The organism is Streptomyces sp. NPDC008125, from assembly GCF_042957125.1.
In the GTDB taxonomy this organism is placed as follows: Bacteria; Actinomycetota; Actinomycetes; order Streptomycetales; family Streptomycetaceae; genus Streptomyces.
This window is the reverse complement of record NZ_JBIBHR010000001.1, coordinates 93,479-109,127: the sequence shown is the minus strand read 5'-3', so window position 1 is coordinate 109,127 and position 15,649 is coordinate 93,479. Positions and strand designations below refer to the sequence as shown.

Annotated in this window: 13 protein-coding genes and 1 pseudogene; 2 read left to right on the top strand and 12 right to left on the bottom strand. The window is 72.1% G+C overall.

Annotated elements, in window-relative coordinates; all coding sequences use genetic code 11:
* Positions 1 to 29: 29 nt before the first annotated feature.
* From ACFZAX_RS00480 to ACFZAX_RS00435, 10 genes and pseudogenes are all read right to left on the bottom strand, one after another.
* The gene (locus ACFZAX_RS00480) at positions 30 to 1,385 is read right to left on the bottom strand and encodes a GTP-binding protein (RefSeq protein WP_390957613.1); all 1,356 of its coding nucleotides are present in this window, start codon (positions 1,383 to 1,385) and stop codon (positions 30 to 32) included.
* A complete protein-coding gene (cysD, locus tag ACFZAX_RS00475; RefSeq protein ID WP_390957612.1) occupies positions 1,386 to 2,321 on the bottom strand; it encodes a sulfate adenylyltransferase subunit CysD in 936 nt (311 codons plus the stop codon).
* Entirely contained in the window at positions 2,318 to 2,887 is a 570-nt protein-coding gene (cysC, locus tag ACFZAX_RS00470; protein ID WP_390957610.1) for an adenylyl-sulfate kinase, read from the bottom strand. Before cysC ends, cysD begins: the two co-directional genes overlap by 4 nt.
* Entirely contained in the window at positions 2,887 to 3,603 is a 717-nt protein-coding gene (locus tag ACFZAX_RS00465; RefSeq protein ID WP_390957608.1) for a phosphoadenylyl-sulfate reductase, read from the bottom strand. Before ACFZAX_RS00465 ends, cysC begins: the two co-directional genes overlap by 1 nt.
* Positions 3,600 to 3,779, bottom strand: a complete 180-nt coding sequence (locus ACFZAX_RS00460; RefSeq protein WP_327178782.1) for a hypothetical protein — start codon at positions 3,777 to 3,779, stop codon at positions 3,600 to 3,602. The genes ACFZAX_RS00465 and ACFZAX_RS00460 overlap by 4 nt, the downstream gene beginning before the upstream one ends.
* On the bottom strand, positions 3,776 to 5,473 hold the full coding sequence (locus ACFZAX_RS00455) for a nitrite/sulfite reductase (RefSeq protein WP_390957606.1): 1,698 nt from the start codon (positions 5,471 to 5,473) through the stop codon (positions 3,776 to 3,778). The genes ACFZAX_RS00460 and ACFZAX_RS00455 overlap by 4 nt, the downstream gene beginning before the upstream one ends.
* Positions 5,474 to 5,584: 111 nt before the next feature.
* Positions 5,585 to 5,656, bottom strand: a pseudogene (locus ACFZAX_RS00450) (putative leader peptide); the annotation flags it as partial.
* A 287-nt stretch (positions 5,657 to 5,943) separates the two neighbouring features.
* Entirely contained in the window at positions 5,944 to 6,540 is a 597-nt protein-coding gene (locus ACFZAX_RS00445) for a GNAT family N-acetyltransferase (protein WP_390957604.1), read from the bottom strand.
* A gap of 186 nt (positions 6,541 to 6,726) precedes the next feature.
* Positions 6,727 to 8,022 carry a GAF domain-containing protein gene (locus tag ACFZAX_RS00440; protein ID WP_390958375.1) on the bottom strand — a complete coding sequence of 432 codons (1,296 nt, stop codon included), beginning with the start codon at positions 8,020 to 8,022 and terminating at the stop codon, positions 6,727 to 6,729.
* A 311-nt stretch (positions 8,023 to 8,333) separates the two neighbouring features.
* Positions 8,334 to 9,977, bottom strand: a complete 1,644-nt coding sequence (locus tag ACFZAX_RS00435; protein ID WP_390957602.1) for an acyl-CoA dehydrogenase family protein — start codon at positions 9,975 to 9,977, stop codon at positions 8,334 to 8,336.
* A gap of 17 nt (positions 9,978 to 9,994) precedes the next feature.
* Here ACFZAX_RS00435 and ACFZAX_RS00430 point away from each other — a divergent pair, with 17 nt between their 5' ends.
* Entirely contained in the window at positions 9,995 to 11,278 is a 1,284-nt protein-coding gene (locus ACFZAX_RS00430) for a YhjD/YihY/BrkB family envelope integrity protein (RefSeq protein ID WP_390957601.1), read from the top strand.
* Between the two features lie 50 nt (positions 11,279 to 11,328).
* Here the strand turns inward: ACFZAX_RS00430 and ACFZAX_RS00425 are convergent, their stop codons facing one another.
* Entirely contained in the window at positions 11,329 to 12,876 is a 1,548-nt protein-coding gene (locus ACFZAX_RS00425; protein ID WP_390957599.1) for a 3-hydroxyacyl-CoA dehydrogenase NAD-binding domain-containing protein, read from the bottom strand.
* 230 nt (positions 12,877 to 13,106) lie between these two features.
* Here ACFZAX_RS00425 and ACFZAX_RS00420 point away from each other — a divergent pair, with 230 nt between their 5' ends.
* Positions 13,107 to 14,333 (top strand): acetyl-CoA C-acetyltransferase, encoded by a 1,227-nt coding sequence (locus ACFZAX_RS00420; protein ID WP_390957597.1) that lies wholly within the window; start codon positions 13,107 to 13,109, stop codon positions 14,331 to 14,333.
* 132 nt (positions 14,334 to 14,465) lie between these two features.
* Here the strand turns inward: ACFZAX_RS00420 and ACFZAX_RS00415 are convergent, their stop codons facing one another.
* The gene (locus ACFZAX_RS00415) at positions 14,466 to 15,137 is read right to left on the bottom strand and encodes a chaplin family protein (protein ID WP_390957595.1); all 672 of its coding nucleotides are present in this window, start codon (positions 15,135 to 15,137) and stop codon (positions 14,466 to 14,468) included.
* Between the last annotated feature and the right edge of the window lie 512 nt (positions 15,138 to 15,649).

Below are 15,649 nucleotides of genomic sequence, written 5' to 3'. Positions count from 1 at the left end.
CGCGAAGGAGGAGAAGAAATCGGTTCCCATCAGAAGTCCCATTCGGCGTCGTCGTCGGCCGCTTCGGGTACGGACGCGCCCCGGGCGGCTTCGGCGAACGAGGCGCCCGCCATGCCGGCCGAGAGGGTCGTACCGTCCGCGGGGTCGATCAGCAGGAACGAGCCGGTACGCCGGGAGTCGGCGTACGCGTCGAGCGCGAGCGGTTCGGCGGTACGTACCACCACCCGCCCGATGTCGTTGGCGACCAGCTGCCCCGGGGCGGGGTGCTGGGAGAGGTCGTCGAGCGTGAGCCGCGAGGGGATGTCCTTCACGATCGCCTTGACCGTGCGCGTGGTGTGCTTCAGCAGCACCCGCTGGCCGACCTTGAGCGGCTGGTCCGCGACGTGGCAGACGGTCGCCCCGACGTCCTGGGTAGCGGCCGGGAGGCTGCCGCTCGGGGCGATCAGGTCGCCGCGCGAGACGTCCACGTCGTCCGCGAGCCGCACGGTCACCGACTGCGGGGCCCACGCGGTGTCCACGCTCACGCCCAGCGCGTCGATGCCCGAGACCGTCGTCGTACGGCCCGAGGGCAGTACGGTCACGGGCTCGCCCACCCGCAGCACGCCGGAGGCGATCTGGCCCGCGTAGCCCCGGTAGTCCGGGTGCTCGGCGGTCTGCGGCCGGATCACGTACTGCACCGGGAAGCGCGCGGGGCACTCGGTGAGGTCGTGGCTGACCGGAACGGTCTCCAGGTGCTCCAGGACCGTCGGCCCGCCGTACCAGTCCATGTGCGCGGACGGGTCCACGACGTTGTCCCCGGCCAGCGCGGAGATGGGGATCGCGGTGATCTCCGGGACGCCGAGCGAGGCCGCGTAGGCGGTGAACTCCTCGGCTATCGCTGCGAACACCGGCTCCGCGTACCCGACGAGGTCCATCTTGTTGACGGCGAGGACGACGTGGGGGACGCGCAGGAGGGCGGCGACGGCGGCGTGGCGGCGGGTTTGTTCGACGACGCCGTTGCGGGCGTCGACGAGGACGACGGCGAGTTCGGCGGTGGAGGCGCCGGTGACCATGTTGCGGGTGTACTGCACGTGCCCGGGGGTGTCGGCGAGGATGAACCGGCGCCGGGGGGTGGCGAAGTAGCGGTAGGCGACGTCGATGGTGATGCCCTGCTCGCGCTCGGCGCGCAGGCCGTCGGTGAGGAGGGCGAGGTCGGGGGTGTCCTGGCCGCGGTTGCGGGAGGCGTGCTCGACGGCTTCGAGCTGGTCGGTGAGGACCGACTTGGAGTCGTGCAGGAGGCGGCCGACGAGGGTGGACTTGCCGTCGTCGACGGAGCCGGCGGTGGCGAAGCGCAGCAGCGTGGTCTCGGCCGGTATGGCGTTCGCCGGGTGTGTGGTGGTGGTCATTTAGAAGTACCCCTCGCGCTTGCGGTCTTCCATCGCGGCTTCGCTCATCCTGTCGTCGGCGCGGGTGGCGCCGCGTTCGGTGAGGCGGGAGGCGGCGATCTCGGTGATGACGGCGTCGAGGGTGGTGGCGTCGGAGTCGACGGCTCCGGTGCAGGACATGTCGCCGACGGTGCGGTAGCGCACGAGGCGGGTCTCGGTGGGCTCGGTGTCCTTGGGGCCGCCCCAGTCGCCGGCGGTGAGCCACATGCCGTTGCGGTTGAAGACCTCGCGGTGGTGGGCGAAGTAGATGGCGGGGAGCTCGATGCCTTCGCGCTGGATGTACTGCCAGACGTCGAGTTCGGTCCAGTTGGAGATCGGGAAGACGCGGACGTGTTCGCCGGGGGCGTGGCGGCCGTTGTAGAGCTGCCAGAGTTCGGGGCGCTGGCGGCGGGGGTCCCACTGGGAGAACTCGTCGCGCAGGGAGAAGACGCGTTCCTTGGCGCGGGCCTTCTCCTCGTCGCGGCGTCCGCCGCCGAAGACGGCGTCGAAGCGGTGCTGCTGGATCGCCTCGGTGAGGGGGAGGGTCTGCAGGGGGTTGCGGGTGCCGTCGGGGCGTTCGCGCAGGGTCCCGGCGTCGATGTACTCCTGGACGGAGGCGACGTGCAGGCGCAGCCCGTGGGCGGCCACCGTGCGGTCGCGGTAGTCGAGGACCTCGGGGAAGTTGTGCCCGGTGTCGACGTGCAGCAGCGTGAAGGGGACGGGTGCGGGGGCGAAGGCCTTCAGCGCGAGGTGGAGCATCACGATGGAGTCCTTGCCGCCGGAGAACAGGATCACCGGCCGCTCGAACTCCCCCGCCACCTCACGGAAGATGTGCACCGCCTCCGACTCCAACGAGTCCAGGTGGCTGAGCGCGTACGGGTGGACGGTGCCTTCCGGCACGGTGGCGACGGACGTCACGCCAGGCCCCTCTCGGTGAGCAGCGCGTGGAGCGCGCTTGCGGACTCCTGCACGGTCTGCTGGTGCGACTCGATGCGCAGGTCGGGCGATTCGGGCGCCTCGTAGGGGTCGTCGACCCCGGTGAGCCCGCTGATCTCGCCCGCGGCCTGCTTGGCGTACAGCCCCTTCACGTCGCGCGCGGAGCACACCTCGACCGGCGTGGCCACGTGCACCTCCAGGTACGGGGTGCCCTCGGAGTGGTGCCGCTTACGGACGGCGTCACGACTGTCCGCGTACGGAGCGATCACCGGAACCAGCACCTTCACGCCGTTCGCCGCGAGCAGTTCGGCGACGAAGCCGATCCGCTGCACGTTCGTGTGGCGGTCCTCGCGGGAGAAGCCGAGACCCGCGGAGAGGAACTCCCGGATCTCGTCACCGTCGAGGACCTCCACGCGGTGGCCGCCGCTCTTCAGCCGGCCCGCGAGTTCGTACGCGATGGTGGTCTTGCCCGCGCTCGGCAGACCGGTCAGCCAGACGGTGGCTCCCGTCTCCGTCACGCTCATCGATATCTCCTGATCAGTCGTCATCAGCCGTGCAGCCCGCACTCGGTCTTGCCCCGACCCGCCCAGCGTCCGGCGCGCGCGTCCTCGCCCTCCAGCACCCGGCGGGTGCAGGGCGCGCAGCCGACGGAGGCGTAACCGTCCATCAGCAGCGGGTTGGTGAGCACGCCGTGCTCCAGCACGTAGGCGTCCACGTCGTCCTGCGTCCAGCGGGCGATCGGCGAGACCTTCACCTTGCGGCGCTTCGCGTCCCAGCCGACCACCGGGGTGCCGGCCCGGGTCGGGGACTCGTCGCGGCGCAGCCCGGTCGCCCAGGCCGTGTAGCCGGTCAGCCCCACTTCGAGCGGCTTCACCTTGCGCAGCGCGCAGCAGAGGTCGGGGTCGCGGTCGTGCAGCTTCGGGCCGTACTCGGCGTCCTGCTCGGCCACCGACTGACGGGGCGTCAACGTGATGACCTTCACGTCCATCACCGCCTCCACCGCGTCCCGCGTCCCGATGGTCTCGGGGAAGTGGTAGCCGGTGTCGAGGAAGACCACGTCCACGCCGGGCCGGGCCCGCGACGCGAGATGGGCCACCACCGCGTCCTCCATCGAGGAGGTGACGCAGAACCGCTCGCCGAAGGTGTCCGCCGCCCAGCCGAGGATGTCCAGCGCCGAGGCGTCCTCCAGCTCCCGGCCCGCCCGCTCGGCGAGTTGCTCCAGCTCGGCCTCGGTGAGTCCGTCGGCCCGCAGAGTGTCCGTCATGTGCGTTCCCCTTCCGCTCCGTCACGCACCAGTCCCTGGGTCAGCAGGCCCAGGAACTTCAGCTGGAACGCGCGGTTGCAGGACGCACATTCCCAGGCGCCGTGCCCGGTCTCGTGCGGGCGCAGGTCCTCGTCGCCGCAGTACGGGCAGTAGAACGGCGCGGCTCGCTCGCTCATGACAGCGACTCCGCGGTGGCGCGCGCCGCCCACGTGGCGAAGCGCTCGCCCTCTTCGCGCTCCTCCTGGTAGCGGCCCAGCACGCGCTCGACGTACTCCGGCAGCTCGGCCGAAGTGACCTTCAGGCCGCGGACCTTGCGGCCGAAACCGGCCTCCAGGCCGAGTGCGCCGCCCAGATGGACCTGGTAGCCCTCGACCTGGTTGCCCTCGCCGTCCAGCATCAACTGACCCTTGAGACCGATGTCCGCGGTCTGGATACGGGCACAGGCGTTGGGGCACCCGTTGATGTTGATGGTGAGCGGCTCGTCGAAGTCCGGGAGGCGGCGCTCCAGTTCGTCGATGAGCGAGGCGCCACGCGCCTTCGTCTCGACGATCGCCAGCTTGCAGAACTCGATTCCGGTGCAGGCCATCGTGCCGCGCCGGAAGGACGAGGGGCGGACCTGGAAGTCCAGCGCCTCCAGCCCTTCGACCAGCGATTCGACCTGGTCGGGCGCCACGTCGAGGACGATCATCTTCTGCTCGACAGTGGTGCGCAGCCGGTCCGAACCGTGCGAGGCCGCGAGGTCCGCGATCTTGGTGAGCGTGGCACCGTCCACCCGGCCGACGCGCGGGGCGAAGCCGACGTAGAAGTTCCCGTCGTTCTGCTCGTGCACGCCGATGTGGTCGCGCCAGCGGGAGGTGGGCTGCGCGGGGGCGGGACCGTCGAGCAGCGGACGCTTGAGGTACTCGTCCTCCAGCACCTGGCGGAACTTGGCGGGACCCCAGTCGGCCATCAGGAACTTCAGCCGGGCGCGGGTGCGCAGCCGGCGGTAACCGTAGTCGCGGAAGATCCCGACGACCCCGGCCCACACGTCCGGTACCTCGTCCAACGGCACCCAGGCGCCCAGGCGTTCGGCGAACCGCGGGTTGGTGGAGAGACCGCCGCCGACCCATACGTCGAACCCGGCCCCGTGCTCGGGGTGTTCGACGCCGACGAAGGCGATGTCGTTGATCTCGTGGACCACGTCCTGGACCGGTGAACCGGAGATCGCGGTCTTGAACTTCCGGGGCAGGTTGGAGAATTCCTTGTTGCCGATGTACCGCTCGTGGATCTCGTCCACCGCCGGCGTGCCGTCGATGATCTCGTCGGCCGCGATGCCGGCCACCGGTGAACCGATGATCACGCGGGGGCAGTCGCCGCACGCCTCGGTGGTGGAGAGCCCGACGGCCTCCAGCTTCTCCCAGATCGCAGGGACGTCCTCAATGGCGATCCAGTGCAGCTGGATGTTCTGACGGTCCGTGATGTCCGCGGTGCCACGGGCGTACTGCTGGGAGATCTCACCGATCACCCGCAGCTGGGCGGAGGTCAGCCGGCCGCCGTCGATGCGTACGCGGAGCATGAAGAAGCGGTCGTCCAGCTCCTCCGGCTCCAGCACGGCGGTCTTGCCGCCGTCGATGCCGGGCTTGCGCTGGGTGTACAGACCCCACCAACGCATGCGTCCACGAAGGTCGTTCGGATCGATCGAGTCGAAACCCCGCTTGGAGTAGATGTTCTCGATGCGGGCGCGCACATTGAGAGCGTCGTCGTCCTTCTTGAACTGCTCGTTCCCGTTGAGGGGGGTGTAATGCCCCATCGCCCACTGACCTTCGCCGCGGTGGCGTCCGGCCTTGCGGCGAGGCGTGGTGGTCGCAGGCTGTTCAGGGGTAGCGGCCATGACAATACGTCCTTCGGGACTGCGGGAGGGCGGCTCTGAGCTGCGCACTCGCGTGGACGCGGTGGTGCGACGGGGCTTGCAGAGGAAGGGAGCGCGGCGGTGCTGGGACTCTCAGCCCGCCGGACAGATGGCGCTGGACATGCGGCAGAGGTCGACGTGACGTCGACTCACCAAGGCAATTCCAGTTCCAGACATGACGGAAGCGTGTCACGCGCATCTCCGGCCAGTCCATAGCTATCCATCATGCGGACGAGATCGTCTCGTACGCTGAGATGCTGTGGCTTGCGTCACCCGTGCGCACCTTTATTGGGTCATCATTGGTCCCGCAATGTCCCAAAGGTTCCCACGGGCCCCTGGTCGGAGGGGTGTTCAGCTGATGGACTCCCTGCTCAGCAGGGGTGAGTGCGCCGGGGACACGCCCGGATGCGCCGGGGCGCGCGCCGGGATGCTCCGGCGCGCGCACCACCCGCTCAGACGGAGAACGCCCCCGGCCACGGCCCGGGCGCCGCGACCACGGGTTCCGGCGCGACCTTCGTGTCGAAGAGCCGGAACCCCCGGCGCTCGTAGTTGGCCAGGGCGTGCGGACCGTCCAGCGAGCAGGTGTGCACCCACACCCTGCGGGTCGCCCGCAGTCCGGGCCACCGCTCGGCGAGGTCCCAGGCGCGTGCGGCGCCCACACCGAGCAGATGGCCGCCGATCCGGCGCCCCCGGAAGGCGGGAAGGAGCCCGAAGTACATGATCTCCACGACGCCGTCGCCCTGCGGGTCCAGCTCGACGTACCCGGCCGGCGTCCCGTTCACGTACGCCACCCACGTCTCGGCCCCCGGCCGGTCCACGATCTCCTGCCACTGCGCGTACGTCAGGCCGAGCCGGTCCGTCCACCGGACGTCCCCGCCGACCGCCGTGTAGAGGAAGCGGCTGAACTCCGGTGACGGCACCTCGGCACGGACGATCGTCACGTCGTCGTCCGGCGCCTTCGCGGGTTCGAGATCGGCGGGGGAGGTCTGTTCCAGGGACCAGGTGGTCACATCGGCGGTGGGGGTGGCGGGGCGATCGGGGCTGTTCATGGGCGTCAGGGAACCACGACGGCCACCGGTGCGGAGAGGCGGGGGGCCCGGACCCGCCGGCACGGAGCGTTCTCCGGGGCGCCGAGGCGTCCACGTCCGGGGCCGTCCTCCGGTGGCCTCGTCCGGTGGCCTCGTCCGGGGCGTCCGGGCCGTGCCCCGCACGCCACGCCGGGAACGCCCTTGCCCTCAGCGGCTCCGTGGCGCCGTCCTGGCCCGTACCACCACCGGCGCCGTCGAGTGCGGCAGCAGATCGGCCGGCTCCTCCGGGTGCACGACCTCCACGTCGACCCCCTCCCGGAAGCGGTACGGGCGGTGGGTCAGCACCTCCGCGAGGTGACGGCGCATCCGCGACATCTCGGCGCGCACCGTCACCGTGCGGGTTCCGTCACCGAAGATCTCCGCCGCCAGCTCGGAGGCCGTGCACCCCTCCTTGCGCAGCGCCAGCGCGTACAGCATCTCGGCGTGCCGGGGCGAGAGCCGCTGCGTCCAGGTCCCCACCGGCCCCGCCACGTGCACCACCGGCTGCCCGGCGCGCCCCAGGTCCAGCACCACCCGGCGCGGCGGCCCGTCCGAGGCGTTCTGGGACGCCCCGTCCGCCACCTGGACCAGCCAGCCCCCGGGCAGCGGCTCCACCCGGCACATCCCCAGCGACGGGAACCACACCCGGCCGGGGGCGAGCGACTTGGGCAGCGGAAGCCGGTCCACCGGCGGCATCCCGGCCACCGCCGCCAGCCATCCATGGGTGTCGACGGCGAGGACCCGGCCGCCGATCCGGCAGAGGATCGGCGCCGCCACGGACCGCAGCCGCTCGATCGTCGCCAGATGCCGGTTGCGTATCTCGCTCTCCGCGAGCTTGGCCACCGAATCCACCAGGGCCAGGGTCGCCGGGTGGAAGGTGGTCTCCGGACCGCTGACGTCGACGACGCCGATCAACCGCCCGTCACGCGGATCGCGCACGGGGGACGCGGCGCACGTCCAGCTTTGCAGGACGTCCACGAAATGCTCCGCGGAGTGCACCCGAACGGGGGTACGCGCGGCCAGCGACGTACCGATCGCATTGGTCCCCCGCACCGGCTCGGTCCAGGTGGCGCCCTCCTCCAGCCGGATGCCCTCCGCCCGCCGCAGCACGGAACGGTCGCCCTGCCGCCACAACACGCGCCCCTGCGCGTCGGTGACCACCATGATCTGCCGGGTGACGTCCACGAAGGAGGCCAGCCCCTCGCGCAGCAACGGAATCACCGCGCCGAGCGCCGTGGAACGCCGCTCGTGCTCGATCTCCTCGGCCTCCATCAGCGCACCGTCCGGCGCCCGCTCCGGATCGACCCCGCTGCGCAGCGCCCGGGACCAGGAAGCGTCGATCTCCGCCCGCGGTGCCGCACCGGTACGACGGCCCGAGAGCCGCGCCTCGCGGGCCCGGCGCAGCGCGCGTACCGCGTCGGCGGGCGCCGGCGGGGGCGTTCGGGCAGGGCCCGTCTCCCTCACAGGTTTCACGAGTTCTCCCCCACACAAGGTGCCTCGGGCCCCGGTCGGGGTCCCAAGGTACTCATCCTGTCGTCGGCGGGGCCCGCGCGTGTCACGTGCCCGCCCCGCTTGCAACCCTTTGCAACTCTGGCCAAGCCTCGGGCGAAGGGTGAAGATGTGTCCACACCGTTCGGCGCGGCTTCGCGCCGGCGCCGCCCGGTGCAGCACCGGCGGGGAGGGTGGTGCCGTGTCGGCGCAGCACCACCCTCCTTCGCTGTCCCCGGCGGCCCCGCGCCCGTCGGCCGCCCGCCGCCGGACCGACCCGGTGGAGCTCAGCGCGTGTCCACGACCGGCCGTGCCCGGGAGACGACGGACGCCAGGTCGAGCGTGTGCGGCAGCGTCCCGAACGCCGAACCCCAGTCACCGCCCAGCCGCGAGGCGCAGAACGCGTCGGCGACCTCCGGCGGCGCCCAGCGCACCAGCAGCGACCCCTGGAGCACCAGCGCCATCCGCTCGACGATCCGCCGGGCACGCGCCTCGACCCCGTCCAGATCGGCCAGTTCGGTCAGCAGGTCCTTGATCGCCCCGTCCAGCCGGTGATCGGCTCCCCGTGCCCTCCCGACCTCCCGCAGCAGCGCGTCCAGCGCCCTCGGCTCCCGCTGGAGGGCGCGCAGCACATCGAGGGCCTGCACATTGCCCGAGCCCTCCCAGATGGAGTTGAGCGGCGCCTCGCGCAACAGCCGGGGCATCCCGGACTCCTCGACGTACCCGTTGCCGCCCAGGCACTCCAGAGCCTCGCCGACCACCGCGGTGCACCGTTTGGTCACCCAGTACTTCGCGGCGGGCACCGCGAGCCGCAGGAACGCCCGCTCCTCCTCCGTGTCGGCGTCGTACGCGGCGGCCAGCCGCATGCCCAGCACCGTCGCCGCCTCCGACTCCAGCGCCAGGTCGGCCAGCACGTTGCGCATCAGCGGCTTCTCGATCAGCAGGCCGCCGAACGCGCTCCGGTGGGTGCTGTGGTGGATCGCCTGCGCCACCGCCTGCCGCATCAGCGCGGCGGAACCCACGACGCAGTCCAGCCGGGTCGCCGCGACCATCTCGATGATGGTGCGCACCCCCCGCCCCTCCTCGCCGACCCGGCGGGCCCACGTCCCGTCGAACTCGACCTCGCTCGAAGCGTTGGACTTGTTGCCCAGCTTGTCCTTGAGCCGCTGGATCGCGAACACGTTCCGGGTCGCGTCCGGCAGTACCCGGGGCACCAGGAAGCAGGTCAGGCCGCCCGGGGCCTGCGCCAGCACCAGGAAACCGTCCGACATGGGCGCGGAACAGAACCACTTGTGCCCGGTGAGCAGGTACTCGCCGTCGGCGGCCAGCGGCTCGGCCCGGGTGGTGTTGGAGCGGACGTCCGTACCACCCTGCTTCTCGGTCATCCCCATCCCGAAGAGGACCCCGGACTTCTCCGTCGCGGGCCGCAGCCCCTCCTCGTACATGTGCGAGGTCAGCAGCGGCTCCCACACGGCGGCGAGCGCCGGATCGGTACGGAGGGCGGGTACCGCCGCGTGCGTCATCGACAGCGGGCAGCCGTGCCCCGCCTCGGCCTGCGTCCAGACCAGGAAGCCGGCCGCGCGCCGCACATGGCCGCCCTCCCTGCCCCAGGCGTCCGTGAGACCGGCGGTCACGGCGTGACCCAGCAGCCGGTGCCACGCCGGATGGAACTCGACTTCGTCGATCCGGTGTCCGTATCGGTCGTGAGTGCGCAGTTTCGGCGGATTCTCGTTCGCCTGCGCCCCCCACTCGTGCGCCTGGGCCGATCCGGCCGCCTGCCCGAGCGTGCTCAGCTCCTGCCGGGCCTCGGGCAGGATTGCGGGGTCGAGATGTCGTTCCACCGCTTCGGACAGGGCGCTGTCCGCGCCGAAGACGTCGTAGCCGACCAGCGGCGGTACCTGATTGGTCACTGTGTGGGTGGTGGCTGCCATGCCGATACGGTAAGGACGTGCAGGCAGCAAATGAAACACCCGAGCGGAGATCGAGCCGGCTCCACCGTGCCCGAGTTCTCTACCGCAACGTCTCCAAGCGGCAGATGGCGTGGCATCTGCTCAAGGACACCGTCAACTCGTGCATGGAGTACCGCATCCTGGGGCTCGCGGCCGAGGCGGCGTTCTTCACCCTGCTGTCCCTGCCACCCCTGCTGCTCGGGCTGATCGGCCTCCTCGGGTACGTCGACGACTGGACGTCCACCACCACGGTCGCCTCCATCGAGCGCAACATCCTCGACGCCGCGCAGGCCGTCCTCTCCGAGCGCGGCGTCAACGACTTCGCGAAGCCGCTCCTGGACGACATCACCCACGGGGCCCGCCCCGACGTCATCTCCATCGGTTTCGCCATCGCCCTGTGGTCGGGCTCCCGGGCGGTGAACGTCTTCGTCGAGACCATCACCGTGATGTACGGACTCGACGGCCAGCGCGGCATCGTCAAGACCCGCCTGCTCGCCTTCCTGCTGTACGTCGTCGCCCTGCTGCTGGGGGCGGTGGTGCTGCCGCTGCTGGTGGCGGGCCCCGACCGGGTGGTCGAACTCGTCCCCTGGGGCACCGAGGTCCTCGCCGTCCTGTACTGGCCGCTGGGCATCGTGCTCACCATCGCCTTCCTGACCACCCTCTACCACGTGTCCGTCCCCGTCCGGTCACCATGGATCGAGGACGTCCCGGGGGCACTGGTGGCCCTGGCGATGTGGGTGATCGGAAGCTTCGTCCTGCGGTTCTACCTGACCAGCACCGTGGAGGGCCCGACCATCTACGGCTCGCTGGCCGCCCCCATCGCCGTACTCCTGTGGATCGGCGTCTCTGCCTTCGCGGTGCTCGTCGGGGCCGCGGTGAACGCCGCCATCGACCGCGTGTGGCCGTCCCTGGCCACGGCCGCCGCCCGCGAGGCCAACGACCTCGCCCGCGCCGCCCAGGCCGCCGAGTTCGTGGCCCGGACCCGGCCCTCGGCCTGGGCGATGTACGCGGACGACGAGGACGGCGCCGACGAGGGCGGCGACATGCCCTCCGAGTTCCCCGAACGCTGGTCCCGCTTCCTGCCCCCGGACGACCTGAAGTCCCGGCTGCACGCGGCGTGGGACAAGGAGCCGAGGGAGACCAGGGAACACAAGGCGCACCGGGACGGCCAGGCCCGCCGGGAGGACGAGGCGCACTGGGACGACGCGGAGGGCCAGGAGCCGAAGGACCCCGCCGACGGCCCGGTCGGCGGCTCCACCTGGCGGCCGGGGCCGCCGAAGTAGGACCGGGACGGGCGTTCCGGACGCGCGGTCGTCCCCCGGACGCCCACGCCTCAGCAGTCCTCCGGGGCTGTCCCCGGATCGGTCAACGACAGCCCCAGCTGAGCCCGTTCGGTGACCCAGCGGGTCGGGCGGTGGCGCGGGTCACCGGTCGTCGCGTACAGGGCACGGCTCAACTCCCGCATCCGTACCGCCCCGACCCGGTCGCCCCACGCCAGCGGACCCTCCGGATAGCCGAGCCCGGTGGTGACGGCGAGGTCGATACCGGCCGGTGTGGCGAGCGACCGCTCCGCGATGGACGCCGCCACCGAGACCACGGAGGCCAGCAGCCGCTGGGCGACGGAGCCCGCCGTGTCCCGCACCACCGACACGGCGTGCGGCTCGGTGCCGTCGGCCGCCCGGGCCAGCACCGCACGGGCGTCCCTGGCCGCCACCGGATCGCCTGCCGGAGTCACCGCCAGCACCCGGCGCCGGGCCGCCGGCGGCAGCGGATCGACCCCGAAGGTCCGCTCCGGCGGCAGCCCCTGCCCGGCGACCGCTGCGGCGACGGTGGTGCCCCAGACCGGTACCAGCACCACGGCGCGCGCGGACGGCGCGGCGCCGCGCTCGATCCGCACCCCCGCCGCATCCAGCGAACCGAGCAGGGCCGCGGTGTACGCGTCACCGGCGGGCAGGTCCCCGGCCGCGAGGAACACCGGCCTCCCCGCGTCGCCGGTCACCGGCCGCTCCGGGGCGGGGCCGCCCGCTTCCCGGGCCCCGTAACCGAACCAGCCCCGGTCCGTCTTGCGACCGTGCAGCCCCGCGGCCACCCGGTTCGGGGTGAGATAGGAGGGGCGGAGCCGGGCCTCGTGCCGGAAGCCGGTCCAGATCGAGTCGATGACGGCGGCCGTCACGTCCAGCCCGGTGAGGTCCATCAGTTCGAACGGTCCCATCCGCAGCCCCAGGACGTCCCGGGCGATCCGGTCGATGTCCGCCGGACCCGCCACCGACTCCTCCAGCAGCGCCAACGCCTCCGTCACCAGCCCGCGCCCCGCGTGGTTGACGAGAAACCCCGGGGTGTCGGAGACGGTCACCGCGCGGTGCCCGCACCCCTCCACCAGCGCGGTGAGGACCGCCGGGATCTCCGGCCGGGTGGCCGCCCCCGGCACCACCTCCACGATCCTCATCAGCGGCACCGGGTTGAAGAAGTGCAGCCCCGCCAGGCGCGAGGGATCGGTGAGCGTCGCCGCGATGCGGGTCACCGACAGCGAGGACGTGTTGGTCGTGAACACGGTGGACGCGGGGAGCACCCCTTCCAGCTTCCCGAACACCTCGGCCTTGGTCTCCAGGTCCTCCCGCACCGCCTCGACGACCAGGTCCACCCCGGGCCCGGCCGCGAACGGGTCGTCCAGCGGCACGATCCGTTCCACCGCCGAAGCGGCGTCCGCCTCGCTCAGCCTCCCCCTGGCCACCGACCGCTCCAGCATGGACCGTACGTGGCCGAGGGCATCGGCCACCGCCTCCGGCCGCACGTCCGTCAACTCCACGGTGTGCCCGCCCGCGGCGGCCCACTGCGCGATACCCCGGCCCATCGCTCCGGCCCCGACGATCCTGATCCGCATGACAGAGGGTCCTTCCGACGACGGGTCCGGCCGGGCCCAGCGTAGACAGTGCCGGCGGACCGGGCGGGTACGGCAACGGAATCGGCCCGGTGGCACACCTCACCGTGACCGGCGTCATGGAGCGGCGTGCGCCACCCGCATACCCTCGGGGCCGGAGCACACCGCGCCACCCCGCAGTTGCCCTCGCACGCCGTCCCGGCCGTGAGCCGTCCCCGTAGAGAGGTCCCACCGTGACCGACCCGCTCGACGTCGTCGTCTGCGAACCGCTGCGCACCCCGATCGGCCGTTTCGGCGGCTCCTTCGCGGGGTCGGCACCCGCCGCCCTCGCCGCACGCCTCGTCTCCGAGATCGTCGCGCGGACCGGCATCGACCCCGACCGGATCGACGAGGTCGTCCTCGGCCACTCCTACCCGACCTCCGAGGCACCCGCCATCGGCCGGGTCGCCGCACTCGACGCGGGGCTCCCCGTCACCGTCACCGGCACGCAGATCGACCGGCGCTGCGGCTCGGGCCTCCAAGCCGTCCTGGACGCGGCGATGCAGATTCGTACGGGCTTCAGCGAGGTCGTGATCGCGGGCGGCGTCGACGTCATGAGCGCCGCCCCGTACTACACCCACGACGGACGCTGGGGCATCAAGGGCCCGGGCCTCCAGCTCCACGACTCCCTCGCGCGCGGCCGTGCCACCGCCGGCGGCCTCCACCACCCCGTCCCCGGCGGCATGATCGAGACGGCCGAGAACCTGCGGCGGACGTACGGGATCAGCCGCGAGGACCAGGACGCCCTTGCCCTGCGCTCCCAGCAGCGCGCCGCCCGTGCCGCCGCCGAGGGCCGCTACGACGCGGAGATCGTCCCCGTCACCGTCCGGACCCGCAAGGGCGAGCAGACCGTGAACGCCGACGAGCACCCCCGCCCCGACACCACCGCCGAGCAACTGGCCGCGCTGCGACCGGTGCTGGGGAAGTCCGACCCGGAGGCGACGGTCACCGCCGGCAACGCCAGCGGCCAGAACGACGCCGCTGCCGCCTGCCTGGTCACCAGCGCCGCCACCGCCGAACGCCTCGGCCTGACCCCGCTGGTGCGGCTGGTCTCCTTTGCCCGCGCCGGTGTCCCCGCCTCGACCATGGGCATCGGCCCGGTCCCCGCCACCCGGACGGCACTGGAGCGTGCCGGACTCACCCTCGCCGACCTCGACCTCATCGAGATCAACGAGGCGTTCGCCGCCCAGGTCCTCGCCTGCACACGCGAGTTGGGCCTCGGCGAGAAGGACCACGAGCAGCGGATCAACGTCAACGGCTCCGGCATCTCCCTCGGCCACCCCGTCGGCGCCACCGGCGCCCGCATCCTGGCCACCCTCAGCCGGGAGATGCACCGGTCCGGAGCCCGCTACGGCCTGGAGACCATGTGCATCGGCGGCGGCCAGGGCCTCGCCGCGATCTTCGAACGCGTCACCGGCTGACCGGCCGCACCGGTTGGCGTGCGTACCGGTCGGCGTACCTGCCGGACTGCGGATTCAGGACTCCCCCGGACACGACGGAAGGCACGGCCGGGGAGCGGACGCTCCCCGGCCGTGCCTTCCGCGCGCCATACGTCAGTTGCGCGCGTCCCGGGCACGGCGCATCAGCAGCACCCCGCCGAGCAGCATCGCGGCACTCGTACCGGCGGCCAGACCCGTACGGGCCGCGCCGGTCTCGGCGAGCTCCGGCGGAGCCGGTGCGACGGGCGTACCCGACGGCGGCTCGTCGGCCGGGGGCTCCTCCGCCGGGGGCTCCTCCGCAGGCGGCTGGTCGGTGGGCGGCTGAGCGGTGGGGGGCTGGTCGACCGGCGGCTGGTCCACGGGCGGGTGGTCGGTGGGGGGCTGGTGGACCGGGGGCTGGTCGGTGGGGGGCTGGTCGACCGGGGGCTGGTCGGTGGGCGGCTGGTGGACCGGGGGCTGGTCCACGGGCGGCTGGTCGACCGGCGGCTGGTCCACGGGCGGCTGGTCCACGGGCGGCTGGTCGACCGGCGGCAGGTTGGGGGCGTCCGCGTTGACGCAGGTGTTGCCGAAGGCCGGGTTGAGCAGCGCGATGATGTTCACCGTGTTGCCGCACAGGTTGACCGGGACGTGGACGGGGACCTGGACCACGTTTCCTGAGCCGACGCCGGGGGAGTCGACCGCCGCGCCCGACGCACCGGCGTCGGCGTACGCCTGGCCGCCGGCTACGGAGAGGAGCCCCGTGGCGGCGGCGATGAGCAGCGTGTTTTTCTTCAGAACCTGTCGCATTTTCTGCTCTTCCTTGGAAATTCCGTATGAGTGGACTCGCCCGAGGAATGCCGGACGGGCTTCACTGTGCGACCGGGGCCGGAGACCTTGGCGGGGTAGACGTCCCACGTGCGCGCTGGATAACAGCCCTAACGAAACGCGCCCGCGATGGAAACTCGGAAGGCTGACGGGAAAGTTTTTCTCACTCGAACGGGTTGTGGGCGAATGCGAGAATGACGCACGGTCCGAGAAAGGTTGCCTCAACAACCATTCTCCGGTGGCGTGTTCCGCCGGGCGTCCCCTCGACGGCCGCGGCCGGGGCTGCGGCCGGGGCGGGCGTCCGGCGGTGCGATTTCCGTGACGCATGCAACCCGGAAGTCCCGTCTTTCTCTTTCCGTGGCGAGGGCGCCCGCGTGCGAGAGGGCGGAAGAACCCCGCGGGCGTCCCGGTGAAGCGCGCCCGTCGGGGCCGTGCAGGCGCCGAAAACGGTGTCGTACGTGCGGTCGGACGCCCACTCGGACGGGCAGTGATTC

Bases quoted from the DNA above. Each gene is read 5' to 3' on its own strand.
- cysC (WP_390957610.1), bottom strand. From the start codon at position 2,887: ATGACGACTGATCAGGAGATATCGATGAGCGTGACGGAGACGGGAGCC.
- ACFZAX_RS00480 (WP_390957613.1), bottom strand. From the start codon at position 1,385: ATGACCACCACCACACACCCGGCGAACGCCATACCGGCCGAGACCACG.
- ACFZAX_RS00445 (WP_390957604.1), bottom strand. From the start codon at position 6,540: ATGAACAGCCCCGATCGCCCCGCCACCCCCACCGCCGATGTGACCACC.
- ACFZAX_RS00415 (WP_390957595.1), bottom strand. From the start codon at position 15,137: ATGCGACAGGTTCTGAAGAAAAACACGCTGCTCATCGCCGCCGCCACG.
- ACFZAX_RS00435 (WP_390957602.1), bottom strand. From the start codon at position 9,977: ATGGCAGCCACCACCCACACAGTGACCAATCAGGTACCGCCGCTGGTC.
- ACFZAX_RS00465 (WP_390957608.1), bottom strand. From the start codon at position 3,603: ATGACGGACACTCTGCGGGCCGACGGACTCACCGAGGCCGAGCTGGAG.
- ACFZAX_RS00455 (WP_390957606.1), bottom strand. From the start codon at position 5,473: ATGGCCGCTACCCCTGAACAGCCTGCGACCACCACGCCTCGCCGCAAG.
- ACFZAX_RS00425 (WP_390957599.1), bottom strand. From the start codon at position 12,876: ATGCGGATCAGGATCGTCGGGGCCGGAGCGATGGGCCGGGGTATCGCG.
- ACFZAX_RS00460 (WP_327178782.1), bottom strand. From the start codon at position 3,779: ATGAGCGAGCGAGCCGCGCCGTTCTACTGCCCGTACTGCGGCGACGAG.